The 16,614-nt window shown below is 72.6% G+C and carries 21 protein-coding genes; 13 read left to right on the top strand and 8 right to left on the bottom strand.

From position 1 onward, the window contains the following. The first annotated feature begins 21 nt into the window (after positions 1-21). A complete protein-coding gene (locus tag AB0K00_RS25960) occupies positions 22-1,347 on the top strand; it encodes a condensation domain-containing protein (protein ID WP_363524560.1) in 1,326 nt (441 codons plus the stop codon). 15 nt (positions 1,348-1,362) lie between these two features. Here the strand turns inward: AB0K00_RS25960 and AB0K00_RS25955 are convergent, their stop codons facing one another. Continuing rightward, entirely contained in the window at positions 1,363-1,764 is a 402-nt protein-coding gene (locus AB0K00_RS25955) for a nuclear transport factor 2 family protein (protein ID WP_363524557.1), read from the bottom strand. A gap of 60 nt (positions 1,765-1,824) precedes the next feature. On the opposite strand from AB0K00_RS25955, the gene AB0K00_RS25950 reads away from it, so the two are divergent. Continuing rightward, positions 1,825-2,400: a helix-turn-helix domain-containing protein gene (locus AB0K00_RS25950; RefSeq protein WP_363524554.1), complete on the top strand. Its 576-nt coding sequence runs from the start codon at positions 1,825-1,827 to the stop codon at positions 2,398-2,400. 27 nt (positions 2,401-2,427) lie between these two features. On the opposite strand, the gene AB0K00_RS25945 is transcribed toward AB0K00_RS25950, so the two are convergent. From AB0K00_RS25945 to AB0K00_RS25935, 3 genes are read right to left on the bottom strand one after another with little or no spacing between them, the layout of a single operon-like run. After that, positions 2,428-2,577, bottom strand: coding sequence for a hypothetical protein (locus AB0K00_RS25945; RefSeq protein WP_363524551.1), 150 nt, complete (start codon positions 2,575-2,577; stop codon positions 2,428-2,430). Continuing rightward, positions 2,574-3,056, bottom strand: a complete 483-nt coding sequence (locus AB0K00_RS25940; RefSeq protein ID WP_363524548.1) for a hypothetical protein — start codon at positions 3,054-3,056, stop codon at positions 2,574-2,576. Before AB0K00_RS25940 ends, AB0K00_RS25945 begins: the two co-directional genes overlap by 4 nt. After that, positions 3,053-3,505 (bottom strand): RNA polymerase sigma factor, encoded by a 453-nt coding sequence (locus AB0K00_RS25935; RefSeq protein ID WP_363524545.1) that lies wholly within the window; start codon positions 3,503-3,505, stop codon positions 3,053-3,055. Before AB0K00_RS25935 ends, AB0K00_RS25940 begins: the two co-directional genes overlap by 4 nt. A 319-nt stretch (positions 3,506-3,824) precedes the next feature. Here AB0K00_RS25935 and murJ point away from each other — a divergent pair, with 319 nt between their 5' ends. The 3 genes from murJ to AB0K00_RS25920 all read left to right on the top strand — a co-directional run bounded on the left by murJ (position 3,825) and on the right by AB0K00_RS25920 (position 7,482). After that, complete coding sequence (murJ, locus tag AB0K00_RS25930) at positions 3,825-5,612, top strand: murein biosynthesis integral membrane protein MurJ (RefSeq protein ID WP_363524542.1); 1,788 nt, start codon at positions 3,825-3,827, stop codon at positions 5,610-5,612. Positions 5,613-5,660: 48 nt separating this feature from the next. Next, a complete protein-coding gene (locus AB0K00_RS25925; RefSeq protein WP_363524539.1) occupies positions 5,661-6,401 on the top strand; it encodes a DUF4118 domain-containing protein in 741 nt (246 codons plus the stop codon). A 73-nt stretch (positions 6,402-6,474) separates the two neighbouring features. Next, positions 6,475-7,482: an RNA polymerase subunit sigma-70 gene (locus AB0K00_RS25920; protein WP_363524536.1), complete on the top strand. Its 1,008-nt coding sequence runs from the start codon at positions 6,475-6,477 to the stop codon at positions 7,480-7,482. 83 nt (positions 7,483-7,565) lie between these two features. Here AB0K00_RS25920 and AB0K00_RS25915 read toward each other — a convergent pair whose 3' ends face one another. Beyond that, the gene (locus AB0K00_RS25915) at positions 7,566-8,153 is read right to left on the bottom strand and encodes a dihydrofolate reductase family protein (RefSeq protein ID WP_363524533.1); all 588 of its coding nucleotides are present in this window, start codon (positions 8,151-8,153) and stop codon (positions 7,566-7,568) included. A 122-nt stretch (positions 8,154-8,275) separates the two neighbouring features. Between AB0K00_RS25915 and AB0K00_RS25910 the strand changes: the two genes are divergently transcribed. Beyond that, on the top strand, positions 8,276-8,974 hold the full coding sequence (locus tag AB0K00_RS25910) for an alpha/beta hydrolase (RefSeq protein ID WP_363524530.1): 699 nt from the start codon (positions 8,276-8,278) through the stop codon (positions 8,972-8,974). Positions 8,975-8,986: 12 nt separating this feature from the next. On the opposite strand, the gene AB0K00_RS25905 is transcribed toward AB0K00_RS25910, so the two are convergent. Then, the gene (locus AB0K00_RS25905) at positions 8,987-9,763 is read right to left on the bottom strand and encodes a GNAT family N-acetyltransferase (RefSeq protein WP_363524527.1); all 777 of its coding nucleotides are present in this window, start codon (positions 9,761-9,763) and stop codon (positions 8,987-8,989) included. Positions 9,764-9,776: 13 nt separating this feature from the next. Continuing rightward, positions 9,777-10,178 carry a DUF6855 family protein gene (locus AB0K00_RS25900; protein WP_363524524.1) on the bottom strand — a complete coding sequence of 134 codons (402 nt, stop codon included), beginning with the start codon at positions 10,176-10,178 and terminating at the stop codon, positions 9,777-9,779. 112 nt (positions 10,179-10,290) lie between these two features. Here AB0K00_RS25900 and AB0K00_RS25895 point away from each other — a divergent pair, with 112 nt between their 5' ends. The 7 genes from AB0K00_RS25895 to AB0K00_RS25865 all read left to right on the top strand — a co-directional run bounded on the left by AB0K00_RS25895 (position 10,291) and on the right by AB0K00_RS25865 (position 15,806). Beyond that, entirely contained in the window at positions 10,291-10,614 is a 324-nt protein-coding gene (locus tag AB0K00_RS25895) for a metalloregulator ArsR/SmtB family transcription factor (protein WP_363524521.1), read from the top strand. Further along, positions 10,611-11,093: an SRPBCC family protein gene (locus AB0K00_RS25890; RefSeq protein ID WP_363524518.1), complete on the top strand. Its 483-nt coding sequence runs from the start codon at positions 10,611-10,613 to the stop codon at positions 11,091-11,093. Before AB0K00_RS25895 ends, AB0K00_RS25890 begins: the two co-directional genes overlap by 4 nt. A gap of 73 nt (positions 11,094-11,166) precedes the next feature. Further along, a complete protein-coding gene (locus AB0K00_RS25885; RefSeq protein ID WP_363524516.1) occupies positions 11,167-11,790 on the top strand; it encodes an SGNH/GDSL hydrolase family protein in 624 nt (207 codons plus the stop codon). Positions 11,791-11,898: 108 nt separating this feature from the next. Continuing rightward, entirely contained in the window at positions 11,899-12,633 is a 735-nt protein-coding gene (locus AB0K00_RS25880) for an SDR family oxidoreductase (protein ID WP_363524513.1), read from the top strand. Positions 12,634-12,705: 72 nt separating this feature from the next. Then, on the top strand, positions 12,706-13,668 hold the full coding sequence (locus AB0K00_RS25875) for a diacylglycerol kinase family protein (protein ID WP_363524510.1): 963 nt from the start codon (positions 12,706-12,708) through the stop codon (positions 13,666-13,668). Then, positions 13,665-14,462: a metallophosphoesterase gene (locus AB0K00_RS25870; RefSeq protein ID WP_363524507.1), complete on the top strand. Its 798-nt coding sequence runs from the start codon at positions 13,665-13,667 to the stop codon at positions 14,460-14,462. The genes AB0K00_RS25875 and AB0K00_RS25870 overlap by 4 nt, the downstream gene beginning before the upstream one ends. A 135-nt stretch (positions 14,463-14,597) precedes the next feature. Then, positions 14,598-15,806, top strand: a complete 1,209-nt coding sequence (locus tag AB0K00_RS25865) for a lipase (RefSeq protein WP_363524504.1) — start codon at positions 14,598-14,600, stop codon at positions 15,804-15,806. 87 nt (positions 15,807-15,893) lie between these two features. Here the strand turns inward: AB0K00_RS25865 and AB0K00_RS25860 are convergent, their stop codons facing one another. Beyond that, a complete protein-coding gene (locus tag AB0K00_RS25860; RefSeq protein WP_363524502.1) occupies positions 15,894-16,580 on the bottom strand; it encodes a hypothetical protein in 687 nt (228 codons plus the stop codon). Between the last annotated feature and the right edge of the window lie 34 nt (positions 16,581-16,614).

Raw genomic sequence — 16,614 nt, 5'->3', positions numbered from 1 at the left:
AGAAACTGGACTGGAACCGGAATGAACTCGACTCGACGTGGCCCGCTAACCTGCGCGCAACGTGAGTGGTTCATGGATGTCGGCATCGACGCGGACGCGCCGTGGTCGTACGCCACGAATTTCACCAGCGTCATCGACGGTGGCGCCGCACGGTTGGGCGTCGTGCTGGCGGCGATCGGTGACCTGCTCGACCGGCACGAGGGGCTGCGGTCGCTGCTGCCCACGACCGGCTCCGGCCGGCGCGAGCAGCACGTGCTCCCGACGGCCGAGCGGCTCGGCGAGGTGGTGACGGTCGCGCCGGCCGGCCCGGCAGCGGACCAGGCGATCGCGGCGGCCTCGGCCACGGCGTTCCGGCTCGCCACGCAGCAGCCGGTGCGCTTCGTGCTGGAGGTCGCCACCGGCGCCGTGCAGCGGATCGGCATTGTCGTCGATCATTCCGCGGTCGATGGGTGGGGCATGCGGGTGCTCCGCACCGACTTCTTGCAGGCCTTGCGGAGTCGCGCGAGCGGACGCGCGGCGTTCGACGGCCGGCCCACGCCGGAACAGCCTCTGGAAACCGCCGAATGGGAGGCGTCCGAATCGGGCCGCGCCTATGCCCAGCGCGCCGAGGCGCATTGGCGGCGCCAGCTGGGCGCGCTGCGCGACGGGCTGGCCGGCTGGCGCCCGAGCAGCGGGGCGGCGCCGGCGGACCCGGTGCTCCAGTCGCGGTGGCTGGCCTCGGCGCACGCCGCCCGAGCCGCCCAGGCCATCGCCACCCGCACCGGCATGCCGGTGTCGGCGGTCTACCTGACCGCGTTCGGCTCGGCGATCAGCCTGGTCGAGGGCTCGCCGTGCGCCGGCATCCGATCGCTGGCCGCGAACCGGCTCTCGGCGGGCACGCAGGCGTCGGTTCGCAAGGCGGTCATGCCGGTGCCCGTCCTCGTGCCGGGCGCCGGCGACCTGGCCGCGCGGCTGGCGGCCACGGCCAGCGGCCAGTTGCACGGCCACCGGTTCGCCAACCTCGACCCGGCGCGGGCCGAGGCGATCGGCGCCGAAGTCCTCGGCGACCTGGCCGCGACGGGCGCGGCCGCGGCCCGGTTCAACTACGTCGATGCATCCATCGTGGGCAGCGCGGCGAACAGCCGCTCCCTCGGCGCCGAGGCCATCCCGTTCACCGACCCTGCCGTGCAGGACCGCATCTGCGAACAGGCCGACCGCCCCGGCGGGTCGCGCTACATCTTTTCGGTCCAGCACCGACCGGCCGCGGCGCTGCTGACGATCGCCTGCCACAGCGACACGGCCTGGGCACCGGCGGCCGGCGACATGCTCCGGCACGTCGAGGACGTGCTGGTCCGCGCCTCCGCGTAGATCCGGATGGCGCGGTCAGGCTTGCAGGGGTGTGCGGCGTGGGCGGACGATGCGATGGGTGATCCGCCAGCCCTCCGCCGTCCGGGTGACGGTGTCCTCGTAGGTGACGCTGCCGACCGATCCGTCCGTCATGACGCCGAGCCCTTTGGACAGGGCGTGGACGACGCCGTCGGCCGTCTGGTCGAGCACGATGTTGGTGACATGGTGGGCGACAGGGTTGGCGTCGCCCAGGGCCAGTGCGGCTTCGCGGCCGGCCGCCAGACCCACCATCACGCCGCCGCCCAGGGCGGTCACGTCATAGGTGACGTCCTCGGTGAACAGTGCCGTCATGCCGTCGAAGTCACCGTGGTCTGCCAGATGCCCGTGCCGGTTGATCAGGTCGGTGATCGCAGCCCGGTCGTTCGCGCTGAGCTCCACGCGCCGCTCCCAACGAAAGTGGGGTGCTCCCCGTTTACGTTGCCGGTACCGTATCCGGGGATGTCCCCAGATAGCAAGCGCGCCCCCCGGGCGGACGCCTCCCGCAACGCCGCCAGGCTGCTCGCCGTGGCCCGGGAGGTGCTGGCCGAGGAGGGCAACGACGTGGCGTTCGACCTGATCGCGCGCCGCGCCGGCATCGGCAACGCCACGCTGTATCGCCACTTCCCGACCCGGGCGGACCTGCTGGTGGCCGTGTACGCCGACGAGGTGGACGCGCTCTGCCGGCGCGGGACGGAGCTGCTCGACGCCGCCGAGCCCCTGGACGCCCTGTTCGCCTGGCTGGACGACTTCGTGGTGCACGTGGCGACCAAGCGCCCCCTCGCGCTGGCCGCGACCGAGGAGGCCAACGCCCTGCGCACCTCGCTGTTCAGCAGGTGGCACGCCGCCATCACCGCCACCGCCGACGCCCTGGTCGGCCGCGCACAGCCGCACCTGCGCCCAGACCTCACCGCCACTGACGTCCTGGCCCTGGCCAGCGGCGCCGCCCTCGCCACCGACGCCACTCATGCACGCCGCCTGGTGGCCCTGCTCCGCACCGGCCTGGCGCGACGGACCGGCCGGTCCGCCCGGGGTTGAGGTGGCAGCGCACCGGAGTGCGTCAGGTCAGCTCAGCAACATGATGACGCCGGCGAGGAGCGCCGCGGCGACGAGCAGCGTCACCACGATCAGCGTCGTCCGACCGAATGTGCGGCGGATCAGCTTCGGATTGTGGAGCATCGATGTGGTTCCCTTCGTGTCATCGGCGGCGTTCACGCCTGTTCCTTCTGGGCCAGCTGCCGCATGCGGCGCAGGAGCGCGGCGCGGCGGGTGTGGGCGCGCACGGCCAGCGTCAGCGCCGCCGCCATGAACAGCCCCCCGGTGGCCAACGCGGCCACCAGGCTTGCCCCACTTCGGGCCGCGGCGACGGCCGAGACCCCGGTCGTTGCCACGGAGGCAGTCAGGGCGATCCAGGCGGCAACCACCTGCTCGGTGGCGAACAACGGCACCCGCCGCATCAGCAGCCAGCCTCCGTAGCCGGCCCAGGCGAGGCAGAACACGGTGAGCAGCGCGAACGACAGGTGGGTGCGGACCGGCAGCGGACCAGGCTCGCTCCACCACAGCGAGGTCATGAAGACCGTGCCGGCCAGCCCGGCCAGCAGCGCCGCCACCGCGCGGATGCGTGTCCTTGGTGCGCGCATCGCCTCGAGCTGGTCGAGCATCTCCCGCTCCGACTGGCGCGGTTCGTCAGTCATGACCGGTACCCCTTCCCGTTCAGGTGTTCCCGCAGCAGGCGACGGGCCCGGTTCAGCCTGGACTTGACCGTGCCGACCGGGACCTGGCAGATCTGCGCGCAGTCATGCACCGACAGGTCCTCCAGGTAGTGCAGGACGAGGACTTCCCGCTCCATCACCGGCATGCTCGCGAGCCCGTCGACGAGCTCCGCCCGGGCCACCACGGCCTCGATCGGGTCCTCGACCGGCGCTTCGTCCCGCGCCGGTGTCTCGTGCTCCCGGGCGTACTCCGTCCGGAGGCGGTCGATCACCGATCGCCGGGCGATGGCGAACAGCCAGGGGGTGAACCGGGCGGGGTCCCGCAGCCGTGGCAGGCCACGAACCACCGCCAGCCAGATCTCCTGCGTGACGTCCTCGGCCCGATCGGCGTCCAGCATGCGCTGGACGCCGATCGGGCCGGCACGCGCCACCGGATCACCAGCTCGGCCAATGCCGCCCGCTCGCCCAGCTGAGCGCGCACCACCAGCAGCTCATCGGTCATCTCGCCCTCCCGTCACCATGAACAGTCGGGTGGGCGGCCGATCAGGTTCACGGCGCTGGAGCTCATCTGCCAGACCTACAACCTAGCAGCCTAGGAAGCTTTACCGGCTGCGACGGACGACGCAGCTCAGTCGGGAACATACGGAATCTTGACGGCCGGGGGCATTGCCCGCGAAGTCGCGAGTTGGGTTGACTGTCGAGGGGTGCCGTGGCGGAGACTGCGGTGTTCGGACAGCTCGGGAGGTTTGGTTGAACGGCGGCCTGTACCGCAGTGCGCACGCCGCGCCGGACGGTGCGACGCCGGTGGAGAGTGGCGTCACCCTGATCTCGGTGGACTCGCCGCCGCCGGGCGCGGTGCCGGAGGAGGTTCCGCCGGCGGGAGGTGACGCGCTGGAAGAACTTCCGCCGGCGGGAGGTGACGCGTCCGAGGAGGGCGGCACCGCCGGCAACAGCGCGATCATGGCCATCGGCAGTCTGGTCAGCCGGGTGATCGGCTTCGTCCGCAACGCGCTGATCGGCATGACGCTCGGCGCCGGCATCGGCGACGCCTACACCAGCGCGCAGTTCCTTCCCGGCCAGATCTACGAGCTGCTGCTCGGCGGCATCCTGTCCAGCGTGCTGATCCCGCTGCTGGTCCGCCGCCGCAAGGCGGACCCGGACGGCGGTCTGGAGTTCACCCGCAAGCTGCTCACCTTCGCGGCCGTGTCGCTCGGCGTGGCGACGCTGCTGGTGGTGGCCGCCGCCCCGCTGATCACTGCGATCCAGTCCAGCGACGCGACGTCCAAGCCGTACCGGGACCTGGTCACCCACATCGCGTACCTGATCCTGCCGATCATCTTCTTCACGGGGATCTCCGGGCTGATCGGCGCGGTGCTGAACGTGCGCGGCCACTTCGCCGCGCCGATGTGGGCGCCGATCCTGAACAACCTCGTGGTGATCGCGGCCTGCGGCGTCTTCATCCTGGTCTTCGGCACCGCGAAGGGCCTGCGGCCCGAGGACATGACCGGCGGCCGGATCGCGCTCATCGGCCTCGGCACCCTGCTCGGCATGGTGGTGCAGGCCGTCGGCCTGCTGCCGGCGCTGCGCAAGGTCGGGTTCAGCTGGCGGTGGCGGTGGGACCCCCGCGCGCTCGGGCTGCGCGAGATCGGCAAGCTGGCCGGCTGGATGCTCTGCTATGTCGCGGCCAACCAGGTGGCCGTCTTCATCGTGGTCCGGATCCTCACCCGGGTGGCCGGCAAGGGCAGCGCCAGCGTCCTGGCGTTCAACAACGTCTTCCTGCTGACCATGATGGCGCACGGGATCGTGGGCGTGTCGGTGATGACCGCGCTGCTGCCCAGGATGAGCGCCGCCGCCGCGGAGGGCCGGTATGCCGACGTCAGCGCGGACCTGAGCCGCGGCATCCGGCTCACCGCCGCGGCGCTGGCGCCGATCGCCGTGGTCTACGGCGTGCTCGGCGTCCCCATCGCCGTCACCCTTTTCCAGGGCGGTGCGTATGGCAACGACGCCGCCCTTGCCACCGGTGCCGTGCTCGTCGTGGCCGCGTTCGCGGTGCTCCCGCTCTCGATCAGCTATCTGTGCACCTACGCCTTCTACTCCCTGCAGGCGAACAAGACGGTCGCGCTGATCAACCTGCCGGTCGTGGCGGTCCGGATCGGTGCCTACTTCGTGCTGGCCGCGGTCCTGGACAGGTCGCTGTCCGCGGTCGGTATGACGGCCGGCAACGCGCTGTCCTACCTGGTGTCGGCGGTCATCTCGCTGAGCGTGCTGCGCCGCCGGATCGGCCGGCTCAACCTCGGCGCGGTCGCGGTCGCCCTCGGCAAGGTGCTCGCCGCCTCGGCTGTCGCCGCCGTGCTGGGTCTGCTGGTGGTGCGCATGCTGCCCGGTGCCGGCTCGCCGGACGGCCGCGGGGAGGCGCTGCTGCAGCTGCTGGTCGGCGGTATGACGGTGCTCGTGGCGTACTTCGGCACGGCCGCGGTGCTCCGGGTGCAGGAGGTGCATCAGGTGGTCGGGGTGGTCCGGCGCAAACTGCGCCGGTGAGCAAAATTCGCGCGGTACGGTCGCACCGGAGGGCGAGGAGGTGTGTCCGTGCTCAGGTTTCCCGGCAGAGGCATACTCGCGTTCGGTGCCGCCGTCGTGGCCCCACCGGTGGTCGCCGCGGCGCTGACCCTGTTCCGTGACAGCCTGTCCGCGGCGAACGCGGCGCTCGTCCTGGTCGTGGTTGTGGTGGCGGTGGCCGCGCTCGGGAACCGGCTGGCGGGTGCGCTCGCGGCGGTGTCGGCCGCGGCGTGGTTCGACCTGTTCCTCACCGCACCCTACGGGCGGTTCACCATCACCGCGTCGGCCGACGTCACCACGGCGGTGTTGCTGCTCGTCGTGGCCCTGGCGGTGTCACAGCTCGCGGCCCGGGCCCGGCGCCTGTACCTGGTCACGATCACCGACGCCGACCAGCTGGCGCAGATTCAGCGCACCGCCGCGCTGGTCGAGTCGGGCGCGCAGGGTCGTGACGTGGTCAACCAGGTGCGGACGCAGCTGATCGACCTGTTGCAGCTGCAGGGGTGCCGGTTCGAGTACGGGACCCTGCTCGGCCGTCCGGCCCGCCTGGAGCGCGACGGCAGCATCACCCAGGGCCGCATCCGCAGGAACCCCAACCGGGACAGGTTCCCGGACGAGGAGGTCGAACTGCGGGCGTCCGCCGGTGGACGGTTCCATGGCCGGTTCATGCTCCAGCCGACCCGCGGGGCGGTCGTGCCGCTGCAGGCCCGCCTGGTCGCGGTCACCCTCGCCGACCAGGCCGGTGCCGCCCTCGACACCGCAGCCCCCGACTAGACCACCGATCAGAAATCCTCCGTCACGTCGTCAGTTCTGTTAGCTTCTCGCACCGGTGGAAGGATTGATGACCATGACCGACGCCAGACTGCTGGCCGCCGACGAGGCCGCGTTCATCGCGGCGGCCCGCTCCGACGACACGGCGCGGTTTGCGCTCATTACGGAGCGCCACCGGCGTGAGCTTCAGGTGCACTGCTACCGGATGCTCGCGAACTACGAGGACGCCCAGGACATGACGCAGGAGACGTTCCTGCGAGCGTGGAACAAGCGGGCGTCGTTCAAGGGCCACGCGGCCCTGCGGACCTGGCTGTACCGGATCGCGACGAACGCCTGCCTCGACTTCCTGGAGAAGCGCAACGACCGCACACCCGTGCCGACCGAGCTGGCGGACGTCGGCTCCGAGGTGCTGTACCTGCAGCCGTACCCCGACCGGATGCTCCCCGAGGACCCGCAGGAATCGGTGGTGGCGCGGGAGACGATCGAGCTGGCGTTCATCGTCGCCGTCCAGCACCTGCCGCCGCGGCAGCGGGCGGTGTTCATCCTGCGCGACGTCCTCGGCTGGCCGGCGGCGAAGGCCGCCGACGCCCTCGAGCTGACCGTCGCATCGGTGACCAGCGCACTGCAGCGGGCCCGTGTGACGATGCGCGAGCAGCTGCCCGACCGCCGCCTCGACTGGCGGAGACCCGCCACCCACGAGCTGTCGGATGACGAGCGCGGCGTGGTGAAGTTGTATATCGACGCCCATGAGCGCAACGACCTCGCCGGGCTGACCTCCCTGCTGCGCGACGACCTGCGCTTCGTGATGCTGCCCGAGGCGGGCACCTCGGTCGTCACGGCCAAGGACGCGGTGGACGGCTGGGTCTCCGGTGGGCTCTTCCAGCCCGGCCACGACGACTGGCGCTGTATCACCACGACGGTCAACCGCATGCCCGCCGCCGTGCTGTACGTCCGCACCCCTGACGACCCGGAGTACCGGCTGTTCGCCATCGCGGTCCTGCACGTCGTCGACGGGAAGATCGCCGAGCTCACCGGATTCGACGCCGCCGACAAACCATGGCTGGACCTGCCCCCGACGCTGTGATCGGACAAGCCCCGCCGGTGTTGCCGGCGGGGCTTCAGGAACGATCTCGACCCGGCCTCACGAGCCGGGCAGCTGGACCGTGCTCATCGCCTCGTCTCGTATCGGGTCAGCAGGACGCCGCCGGGAAATGTCCGCGTCTCCACGAGGTTCAGGTTCACCCAGCTGTCCAGCGCGGTGAAGAACGGCGTACCGCCGCCCACCAGGACCGGGTATGTGACCAGCAGGTACTCGTCGATCAACCCGGCCCGCATGGCCGCCGCGGCGAGTGTGGCGCCGACCATGTCCATCGGGCCGCCGTCCTCGGTCTTGAGCCGGGTGATCTCGGCGACCGCGTCGCCGGTGACCAGGCGGGTGTTCCAGTCGACCGTGCTGGTCGTCGAGGAGAACACCACCTTCGGCATGTCCCGCCAGCGGCGGGCGAACTCGATCTCCGCCGGTGTGGCGCCGGGCCGCTGGTCGGCGGTCGGCCAGTGGGAACTCATCGTCTCCCACAGCTTGCGCCCATACAGCGCCAGGCCCGTCGCCCCCACCCGGTCGGACCACCACTGGAACAGCTCGTCGCTCGACGACGAGTCCGGTCCCTCACCCCCACTCCAGCCGAGGTCGTCGCCGGGCGCGGCGATATAGCCGTCCAGGGTCACGTTCATGCCGAAGGTCAGTTTCCGCATCATGCCAGCCTCTCGTGAGTAGCTCTTATACGTACAGACGGGCGCGGCGCGGAAACCTCATCGGTGCGCGAATTGTCGGTGTTCCTCCGACGGCCTTTTCGACACCCGGAGCCCACAATGGGCCGGTGGATGTCGCGTTCGTGCTGGTGCACAGCCCGTTGGTGGGGCCGTTGACGTGGGCGCCGGTGGCGTCGGCGTTGACGGCGGCGGGGGTGGCGGCGGTGGTGCCCTCGCTGCTCGGCGTGACGGACGCGGCGCCGCCGTTCTGGCCGGGGATCGCCCGGCGGGTCGCCGATGCCGTCGCCGGCCTGCCCGCGGGCGCGCCGCTGGTGGTGGTGGCGCACAGCAACGCCGGGTACTTCGTCCCGGTCATCGTCGAGGCGCTGCGGGAGCCGGTTGCCGGCCGAGTGTTCGTCGACGCGGCGTTGCCGGCCCGCACCGGGCCGACGCGGATCGTCGCGTCGAGCGTGCCGGACCGGCTGTGGACCGCGGGTTCGGACGGCCGGCTGCCGCCGTGGACCGCCTGGTGGCCCGACGCCGACGTCGCCGGGCTGTTCCCGGACCCGGGGACACGGCGGGCCGTCGAGGCCGAGGTGCCGCGCCTGCCGTTCACGTACTACCAGCAGGAGATTCCCGTCCCGGACGGCTGGGACGCCGGGCCGTGCGGGTACCTGTGGTTCAGCGAACACTACGGCCCGAAGGCGCAGGACGCGGGGGAGCGGGGCTGGGACGTCGAGCACCTGCCCGGCCAGCACCTGCACCAGCTCGTCGAGCCGGAGGCGGTGGCCGCGCGGCTCGTGAAGCTGGCCGGTCGCCGGCGGTGACGCGCGTGGGGCTCAGCGGTGCAGCAGTTCCATGGCGCCGCCGACCTGCTGCGCGCCGATGGCCTCGAACAGTGCCGCGGCCGGCGCGTTGCGGTCGTCCACCTCGGTGAACACCGAGCCGATCCCGGTGCCGTGCAACGAGCCCAGCAGCTCCGCGAGCATCGCCCGGGCCAGCCCGCGCCGCCGGTGCGCCTCGAGCACGGCGACGAGCCCCAGCCGCGAGCGGCGGGGCAGCAGGGCGATCCGCGCGTGCCCGACGTATCGGCCGTCCTGCACGGCGACGACGTGCTTGGACGCGTCGAGCACGCCGAGTGTCCCGTCGGGCCGGGCGAACATCTCCACGGGCATGGACTGCCACCCGAGCGTGGCGCTCACCTCGGCGCGCACCTGCCGGTCCAGGTCGCTGAGCGGCCCCTCCTCGGCCTGCCCCAGCGGCAGGATCGTCACGCCCGGCGGGGGCGTGACTTCGTCGAGCCCGGTGACCTGCGGGTCGGTGGGCACGGTGTACAGGCGTTCCTGCCGGCACACCACGAACCCGGCGTCCCGCCAGCGGGTCTGTGCGTCCCGGTCGTCGTCGTCCACCAGGGTGTAGACCGTGCCGGGCAGGTCGCCCAGCATCGTGGTCACCAGCCGGTGGAAGACGTCGTCGTCCCACGCGTCGACGCCGAGGAACACCCGCCCGTCGGGCCGGCGCAGCGCGTGGCCGCGCCCCGCCACCTCGTCGTCGTCGAGCGCGTCCCAGCGCAGGCCCTCGACGACCCGCGCGATCACCACCGTGTCCGTGTCCACGTGCCAACCGTAGTCAGACGGCGCGCATCCGGTTGTTGCGGGCGTCGTGGGTCAGCTCGGCCAGCCCGAGCTCCTCCAGCAGCGGCGGCAGGTACATGCCGAACCGGCCGCGGTAGCCCTTGCGCAGCCCGTACCAGCCGCCGGCCGGGTTGCCGGCCGAGCGTCCCCAGGCCTCGACCGTGCCGTCGGCGGCGGGTTTGTTCTCGTCGGCGGCGCCGAGCGGGACCCAGTCGCCCTGTTCCAGCAGCCACGCGTGCAGGTCTTCGATCGCGCGGAGCTGATATGTCAGCCTGGTGCTGCCGACCTGGCAGACCAGTGCCGGTGGGTCGCCGTCCTCGTCGCGGTGCATCGTGTACTGCGATGACCCTGGTGGGGTCCGCAACACCCACGGGTCGTCCTTCGAACCGGCCGCCATGCCCCGAATCGTAGGCCGTCGCTGCCGGTGACGGCACGCCGATCGCCGGCCTTGCACCCCGTCGAGCGATCGGGGCTTGACCACGAGCACCGTAAGTCGTAGCTTACCGTTCGTGGCTACTTACCAAGTCGACGACGGCTGGGACGCGCTGGGGGATCCGACCCGGCGGGCGATCGTCGCGTGCCTGGCCGAGCGGCCGCGGGCCGTCGGCGAGCTCGCCGAGGAGTTGCCGATCAGCCGGCCTGCGGTGTCGCAACACCTGAAGGTGCTCAAGGACGCCGGGCTGGTCACCGACCGGCCCGACGGCACCCGCCGGGTCTACCGGCTCAACCCGGCCGGCGTGGCCGCCCTGCGCGATCAGCTCGACACGTTCTGGAGCCGGGCCCTGGACGGCTACCAGGACGCCGCCGAAACACCCACCGAGGAGGGGCAATGACCGAACTGACCGAAGTCATCGTGCGCCGGCACGTCATCGTCGCGGCGCCGATCGCACGGGCATTCACCGTGTTCACCGAGCGGTTCGGCGACTTCAAGCCGCCGGAGCACAACCTCCTCGGCGCCAGCGTCGTCGAGACCGTGTTCGAGCCGAAGGTCGGCGGGCACATCTACGACCGCGCCCCCGACGGCAGCGAGTGCCGGTGGGCGCGGGTGCTGGCCTACGAACCGCCGGACCGCGTCGTGTTCAGCTGGGACATCAGCCCGCAGTGGCAGCCCGAGACCAACCCCGACAACACCAGCGAGGTCGAGGTCACCTTCATCGCCGAGACCCCGGAGCGCACCCGCGTCGAGCTGGAGCACCGCCACCTCGACCGGCACGGCCCCGGCTGGCAGGCCGTCAGCGACGGCGTCGCCGGCGACGACGGATGGCCGCTCTACCTGGCCCGCTACGTCGCCCTGTTCGCCGGGGACGTCTGAACGTGCGGTGCGGCACCTCGGCGAAGGCGGTGCGGGTCAGGACTGGACCGCCGGGTGGTGAGATCATGTCGCGATGATGTTCGAGGCCGGCCAGCGCATCGTCTTCATCGGCGACAGCATCACCGACTGCGGGCGGCGCGACGTGCGCGCGCCGTACGGCGACGGCTACGTGAGCCTGGTCCGGGCGTTCGTCACCGCCCGCCACCCCGCGGCCCGGCTGACCTGGGTCAACCGCGGCGTCAGCGGCGACACCGTGCGGGACCTGGCGGCGCGGTGGGAGCGTGACGCGGTCGGCGAGCGGCCGGACTGGCTCGTCGTGATGATCGGCATCAACGACGTGTGGCGGGCGTTCGCCGGCCGCCCCGACGAGGCTGTCCCGCTGCCGGAGTACGAGGCCACGCTGCGTACCCTGCTGCGCCGCGCGGTCGACGCCACCGGCTGCCGGCTGCTGCTGGCCGACCCGTACCTCATCGAACCGGACCGCACCGAGCCGCAGCGCGCCGAGAGCGACCGCTACGCCGCCGTGGTGGCGCGGCTGGCCGCCGAGTTCGGGGCGCCGCACGTGGCGACGCAACGCGCCTTCGACGACGTGCTGGCGGTCTCCCCGGCGAGCCTGTGGGCGGAGGACCGGATCCACCCCGGCCTGCCCGGCCACGCCGTCATCGCCGACGCCTTCATCCGCGTCATCACCGGCTGACCGGCTGAGCGGTCGTCGCCCGGCCACCTCTTCCGGGCGATGCGGCATCTGCCCGCCGCCCCGACGATCAGAGGCGAAGGACGGCGGCCGGGAGGGGTACGACACAGCATGAGCGACTACCGGGTGCTCGCGGGGCAGGCGGTCGTCGTGATCGGTGGCAGCTCCGGCATCGGCCTGGAGACCGCCCGCCGCGCCCGCACCGAGGGCGCCGACGTCATCCTGACCGGCCGCGACCCCGGCCGCCTGGCGCAGGCCGCGGCCGAGCTCGGCACGGTGCACACCGGCGCGTTCGACGCCACCGACGCCGACGCGCTCGCGCGGTTCTTCGGTGAGCTGCCCCGCACCGTCGACCACGTGATGGTCACCGCGGGCCGCCCCTACTACGGGCGCCTCGCCGACGTCGACGTGGCGGCGGCGCGCCGCTCGACGGAGGAGCACCTGTGGCTGCCGATCACCGTGGCCCGTCTCGCCATCGGCACGGTACGGCCCGGCGGCACCCTGCTCTTCATGGGCGGCACCGGTGCCCGGCGACCCGCGCCCGGACTGACGTTCGCCGCGCTCGGCACCGCCGCGCTGCCCGCGATCACCGCGAACCTGGCGCTGGAGGTCGCGCCGATCCGGGTCAACCTCATCGCCGCCGGGTTCGTCGACACGCCGCTGTCCGCGGCGCTGCTCGGCGAGGACCTCGAACGGCGCCGCGAGCAGCTGCGCGCCACGCTGCCGATCCGGCGGGTCGTCCAACCGCAGGACGTGGCCGCGCTGGCCGTGCACATCATGACGAACGAGGCGCTCACCGGCGGCACGTACGACATCGACGGCGGCCAGCAGCTCATCGCGGGGTGAGGCCCGGCGCCGGTGCGAAGCGTGCGCGCACCGTTGGCCGGGAGTTTGCCGTCGGGCTCCTAGACTGCGCGCGTGGATCGCGTCGCGGTGGTGTACAACGGGCGCTCCGGCGCGCTGCTGGCCGGGGGCGGGCCGGTACCGCGGGAGCGGCTGGGCCGGCTGTTCGACCGGTGCGGCGTGGCGGCCGAGCTGCGTGCGTTCGACCCGGACACGCTCGCGGCCGACGTGCGCGCGCTGCTGGCGGGTGCGCCGGACGCGCTGATCGTCGCAGGCGGTGACGGCACCGTCCGGGCGGTCGCCGAGCACCTGCTGGGCAGCGACGTGCCGCTCGGTGTCCTCCCGGCCGGCACGATGAACGTGCTCGCCCGTGACCTGGGCGTGCCCGACGACCTGGACCGCGCGGCGGAGACGCTGCTGGCTGCGCCGGTCGCCCGGATCGACGTGGCCACGGTCAACGGACAGCCGTTCCTGTGCAGCTCGATGCTGGCGATGATGCCGCACCTCGGCCGGCTCCGCGAACGCGCCCGTGGCGGGGCCGGGCTGGGTGTGCTGCGGCTGCTGGGCCGGGGACTGCGGCTGGTGCGGCGGTACCCGCGGATGCGGCTCACGATCGTCGTCGACGGGCAAGACACCAGCGAGCAGGGCACCGGCGGGCAGGGCACCGGCGGGCGGAAGTACGAGGTGCGGACCAGGGCGGTGGTCGTGTCGTGCAACCCGCTCGCGGCCGGGCCACCGCCGATGCCGGGCCGGGACCGGCTCGACGCCGGCACCCTCGCGGTGTACGTCACGCACGACCGGACCAACTGGGACCTCCTCGCGGTCGCCACCAAGCTGTTTCGCGGCAACTGGCAGCAGGACCCGCGGATCCGCGCGTACGAGGGCAGGACCGTACAGGTGACATCGCCCAGGCTCGCGTTGATGAGCGTGATGAGCGACGGCGAGATCGGGCAGCTGAACCTGCCGCTGCGGTATGCGATCCAGCCCGGCGCGCTGCTGGTCCTGGCACCGGGAACGGCGGCCCCGTGCAGCCGGTGAAGGTCCGCATCGCGCAGCTCTCCGACCTGCACTTCGGCCGTGACGTCCGCGCGGTCGCGCAGACGCTGCTGGCCGACCTGCGTGACGTCGCGCCGACGCTCGTCGCGGTCTGCGGCGACCTGACCCAGACGGCGCGGGAGGCGGAGTTCCGAGCGGCCCGCGCCTTCCTCGACGAACTGCCGGCCCCGGCGCTGGTCGTGCCCGGCAACCACGACCTGCCAGGGTGGCGGGTCTGGTCCCGGTTCGGCCGCCCGTGGCGGCAATGGCGGCGGCACCTGGGCACCGACCCGCACGACGTGGTCACGCACACCGCCGGCGGGCTGGTCGCCGTCGGTGTCAACACCGCCCGGCGATGGGGCCCGCACCACGACTGGTCGCGGGGCCGGATCGACGCCCGGCAGGTGAACGCGACCGCCGCGGTGTTCGACGCGGCGCCGCGCGACGACCTGCGCGTCCTCATCGCACACCACCCGTTCCTGCTCACCCCGTCAGCGCAGGCCCGGGGGCTGGTCGGCCGGTCGGACCTGGCGCTGCGGCACCTGCGCCGGCGCGCGGACCTGCTGCTCGGCGGCCACATCCACCTCGCGTACAGCGGCGTCGTCGACGGTCTCGTCGTGGCGCAGAGCGGCACCGCCTGCTCCAACCGGCTCAAGGGCGAACCCAACAGCTACAACCTGATCGAGGCCGACGGCGACCAGCTGACCGTCTCCACCCGCCGCTGGAACGGCGAGCGCTTCGCCACCCACCAGCGCACCGGCTACACCCGCGCCGGCCACGAGTGGCGCACGGCCTGACCCTCCGGCGCGGCCGATGCGCCTTGGCCGGCTCCGGGGCCGGGTAGCCGCAGCACGCGCGGTGGGGACGGCACCACCACCAGGACGCAGGGCAGCGGGATCGAAGCAGATCGTTGCGAGCCATAGCGTCCAGGTATGAGATTCCTCAGGTACACCACAATCCTTGGGCTGGTGCTGGTGGTGGGCGCGTCGAGCGCCGCGGCCGCCGTCGCGCAGCCGGCACGGGGCGAGGACGACGGTCGGGGCGACGTGGTGGCAGTGCAGCCGCTGCGTGGTCTGGACGCGGAGGCGGTACGCAACACGCTCGCCGAGGCGCAGTTCGGCACCGGCGACGTCCGGTTCGGCGTCGACACCTACCAGGTGCTGTACCGCACGATCGACGCGCGGCGCCAGGCGACGGTTGCCAGTGGCCTGCTGGTCCTGCCGCGCAGCGGCGAACGGCAGCTGCGGGTCGTGTCGTACGCGCACGGCACGGAGCTCAACCGGACCGACGCGCCGTCGATGTGGCGCGACGGCTGGGCGGTGGCACCGGCGTTGACCTACGCGTCGGCCGGGTTCGCCGCCGTGGCACCGGACTACCTCGGCATGGGGCTCGGGCCCGGTCCGCACCCGTTCCTCAACGTCACGACGGAGGCGTCGGCGTCGCTGGACCTGCTGCGCGCCGCACGGACGGTGGCCGCCGGGCAGCGGCGCGTCCTGCGGCGGGAGGTGTACGTGACCGGCTTCTCGCAGGGCGGCAGCGCCGCGACCGCGCTCGGCGGGACCCTCGAACGCGGCGCCGACGACTGGTTCCGGCTGGGTGCCCTCGCCCCCGTCGCCGGGGCGTTCGACGTGCGCGGCGTCGAACTGCCGGCGCTGATCGGCGGGACCGTGGCACCGCCGTACAACGTCGGGTACACCGCGTACCTGGTCGTGGCGTGGAACCGGCTGCACGGGCTGTACCAGCGGCCGGAGGAGTTCTTCGCCGCCCCGTACGCCGCGAAGGTCGAACGGCTCTACGACGGCGTGCACACCGGCGAGGACCTGGTCGCGACGCTGCCCGGCACGCCGGAGGAACTGTTCACGCCGCACGGGCTGGCGGTGCTGCGCGAACCGTCGGGGGCGTTCGCCGCCGCACTCGCCGAGCACGACGCCTCCTGCGACGGCATCCGCGCGCCCGCACGGCTGCTCGTGGACCGCGCCGACGAGCAGGTGCCGGTCGCCAACAGCGACTACTGCGCCGCCCGCCTGCGCTCGGCGGCCGTCGTCGACGTCGGTACCCATCCGTACGACGGCTCGGCCCATCTCGGCTCGAACATCACGGGAACCACGGCGGCCCTGGCCTGGTTCCGCCAGCTCGGCTGAGACGCACAACCCGGTGGATTCCTGTTCGCGGGCGGACAGCGATCCACCGGGTTGCGTCGTTTCCCAGACCGTTGCCCAGACCGTTCCTCAGATCAGGAATGAGCGGCGGGTCTCCGCGCCCACGTTGATGGCACCGATCACCGCGCCTGACTGGTCGAGGACGTTCAGCGTGCGGTTGCTGCGCATCACCTCGCGGATACCGGGTGGCAGCGCCGGCGGCTCGTCCTCCGTCAGCCGCATCCGGGTCGCGGCCGCGATGAGGCGGGTGGCGAGATCGGCGGCGTCGGCGCTGACCGGGACCCGGCCGAACTCCCAGCCCGACACCGTGAGATCCAGCAGCTCCAGGGTGTGGACCAGCAACCAGTTCGGATCGGTCAGCACCATCGCCCGCTTGACGTCGGCCTCGATCACGGCCAACGCCGCCACGAGGTGCACGTACGGATGCCATCCCGCCGACTGCTCCGTGAGCTGGTACTGCAGGCCCGTCTGCTGGTACATGCTGCGGTAATTGCGCCGGTCCACGCCGTACCCACGGGTGGCGGCCTGGGCAAGGAGGTCGGTGCGGGCCCGCTCGGCCGTCTCGTGCACGATCCGGTCGGCGACGGCCAGCCCGTCGTCGCCGCCGAGCAGCTGCACCAGCGCGCCGGCCTGCTCCTGGAACCTGCCCGGGACATGCCCGCCGAACCGCCGCCGGACGTCAGCGACCAGCGCCTCCTGCCGCGCAGGGTCGACGGTGAGCGGCCTGTCGGCCGACTTGCGCCGGAACCACCGCATGCCCGCTCCTCACCGCCGCCGCCCCAGTCATGCT

It is taken from the genome of Dactylosporangium sp. NPDC049525 (assembly GCF_040676755.1).
Lineage (GTDB): Bacteria > Actinomycetota > Actinomycetes > Mycobacteriales > Micromonosporaceae > Dactylosporangium.
Note: the sequence above shows the minus strand (reverse complement) of the source record. Positions and strands in the feature narration are given on the sequence as shown.

What these genes read in the sequence shown, in the direction of transcription:
- AB0K00_RS25960 (WP_363524560.1), top strand. Translation starts at nt 22, where the DNA reads ATGAACTCGACTCGACGTGGCCCGCTAACCTGCGCGCAACGTGAGTGG.
- AB0K00_RS25950 (WP_363524554.1), top strand. Translation starts at nt 1,825, where the DNA reads ATGTCCCCAGATAGCAAGCGCGCCCCCCGGGCGGACGCCTCCCGCAAC.
- AB0K00_RS25940 (WP_363524548.1), bottom strand. Translation starts at nt 3,056, where the DNA reads ATGACTGACGAACCGCGCCAGTCGGAGCGGGAGATGCTCGACCAGCTC.
- AB0K00_RS25920 (WP_363524536.1), top strand. Translation starts at nt 6,475, where the DNA reads ATGACCGACGCCAGACTGCTGGCCGCCGACGAGGCCGCGTTCATCGCG.
- AB0K00_RS25915 (WP_363524533.1), bottom strand. Translation starts at nt 8,153, where the DNA reads ATGATGCGGAAACTGACCTTCGGCATGAACGTGACCCTGGACGGCTAT.
- AB0K00_RS25900 (WP_363524524.1), bottom strand. Translation starts at nt 10,178, where the DNA reads ATGGCGGCCGGTTCGAAGGACGACCCGTGGGTGTTGCGGACCCCACCA.
- AB0K00_RS25890 (WP_363524518.1), top strand. Translation starts at nt 10,611, where the DNA reads ATGACCGAACTGACCGAAGTCATCGTGCGCCGGCACGTCATCGTCGCG.
- AB0K00_RS25885 (WP_363524516.1), top strand. Translation starts at nt 11,167, where the DNA reads ATGATGTTCGAGGCCGGCCAGCGCATCGTCTTCATCGGCGACAGCATC.
- AB0K00_RS25880 (WP_363524513.1), top strand. Translation starts at nt 11,899, where the DNA reads ATGAGCGACTACCGGGTGCTCGCGGGGCAGGCGGTCGTCGTGATCGGT.
- AB0K00_RS25865 (WP_363524504.1), top strand. Translation starts at nt 14,598, where the DNA reads ATGAGATTCCTCAGGTACACCACAATCCTTGGGCTGGTGCTGGTGGTG.
- AB0K00_RS25860 (WP_363524502.1), bottom strand. Translation starts at nt 16,580, where the DNA reads ATGCGGTGGTTCCGGCGCAAGTCGGCCGACAGGCCGCTCACCGTCGAC.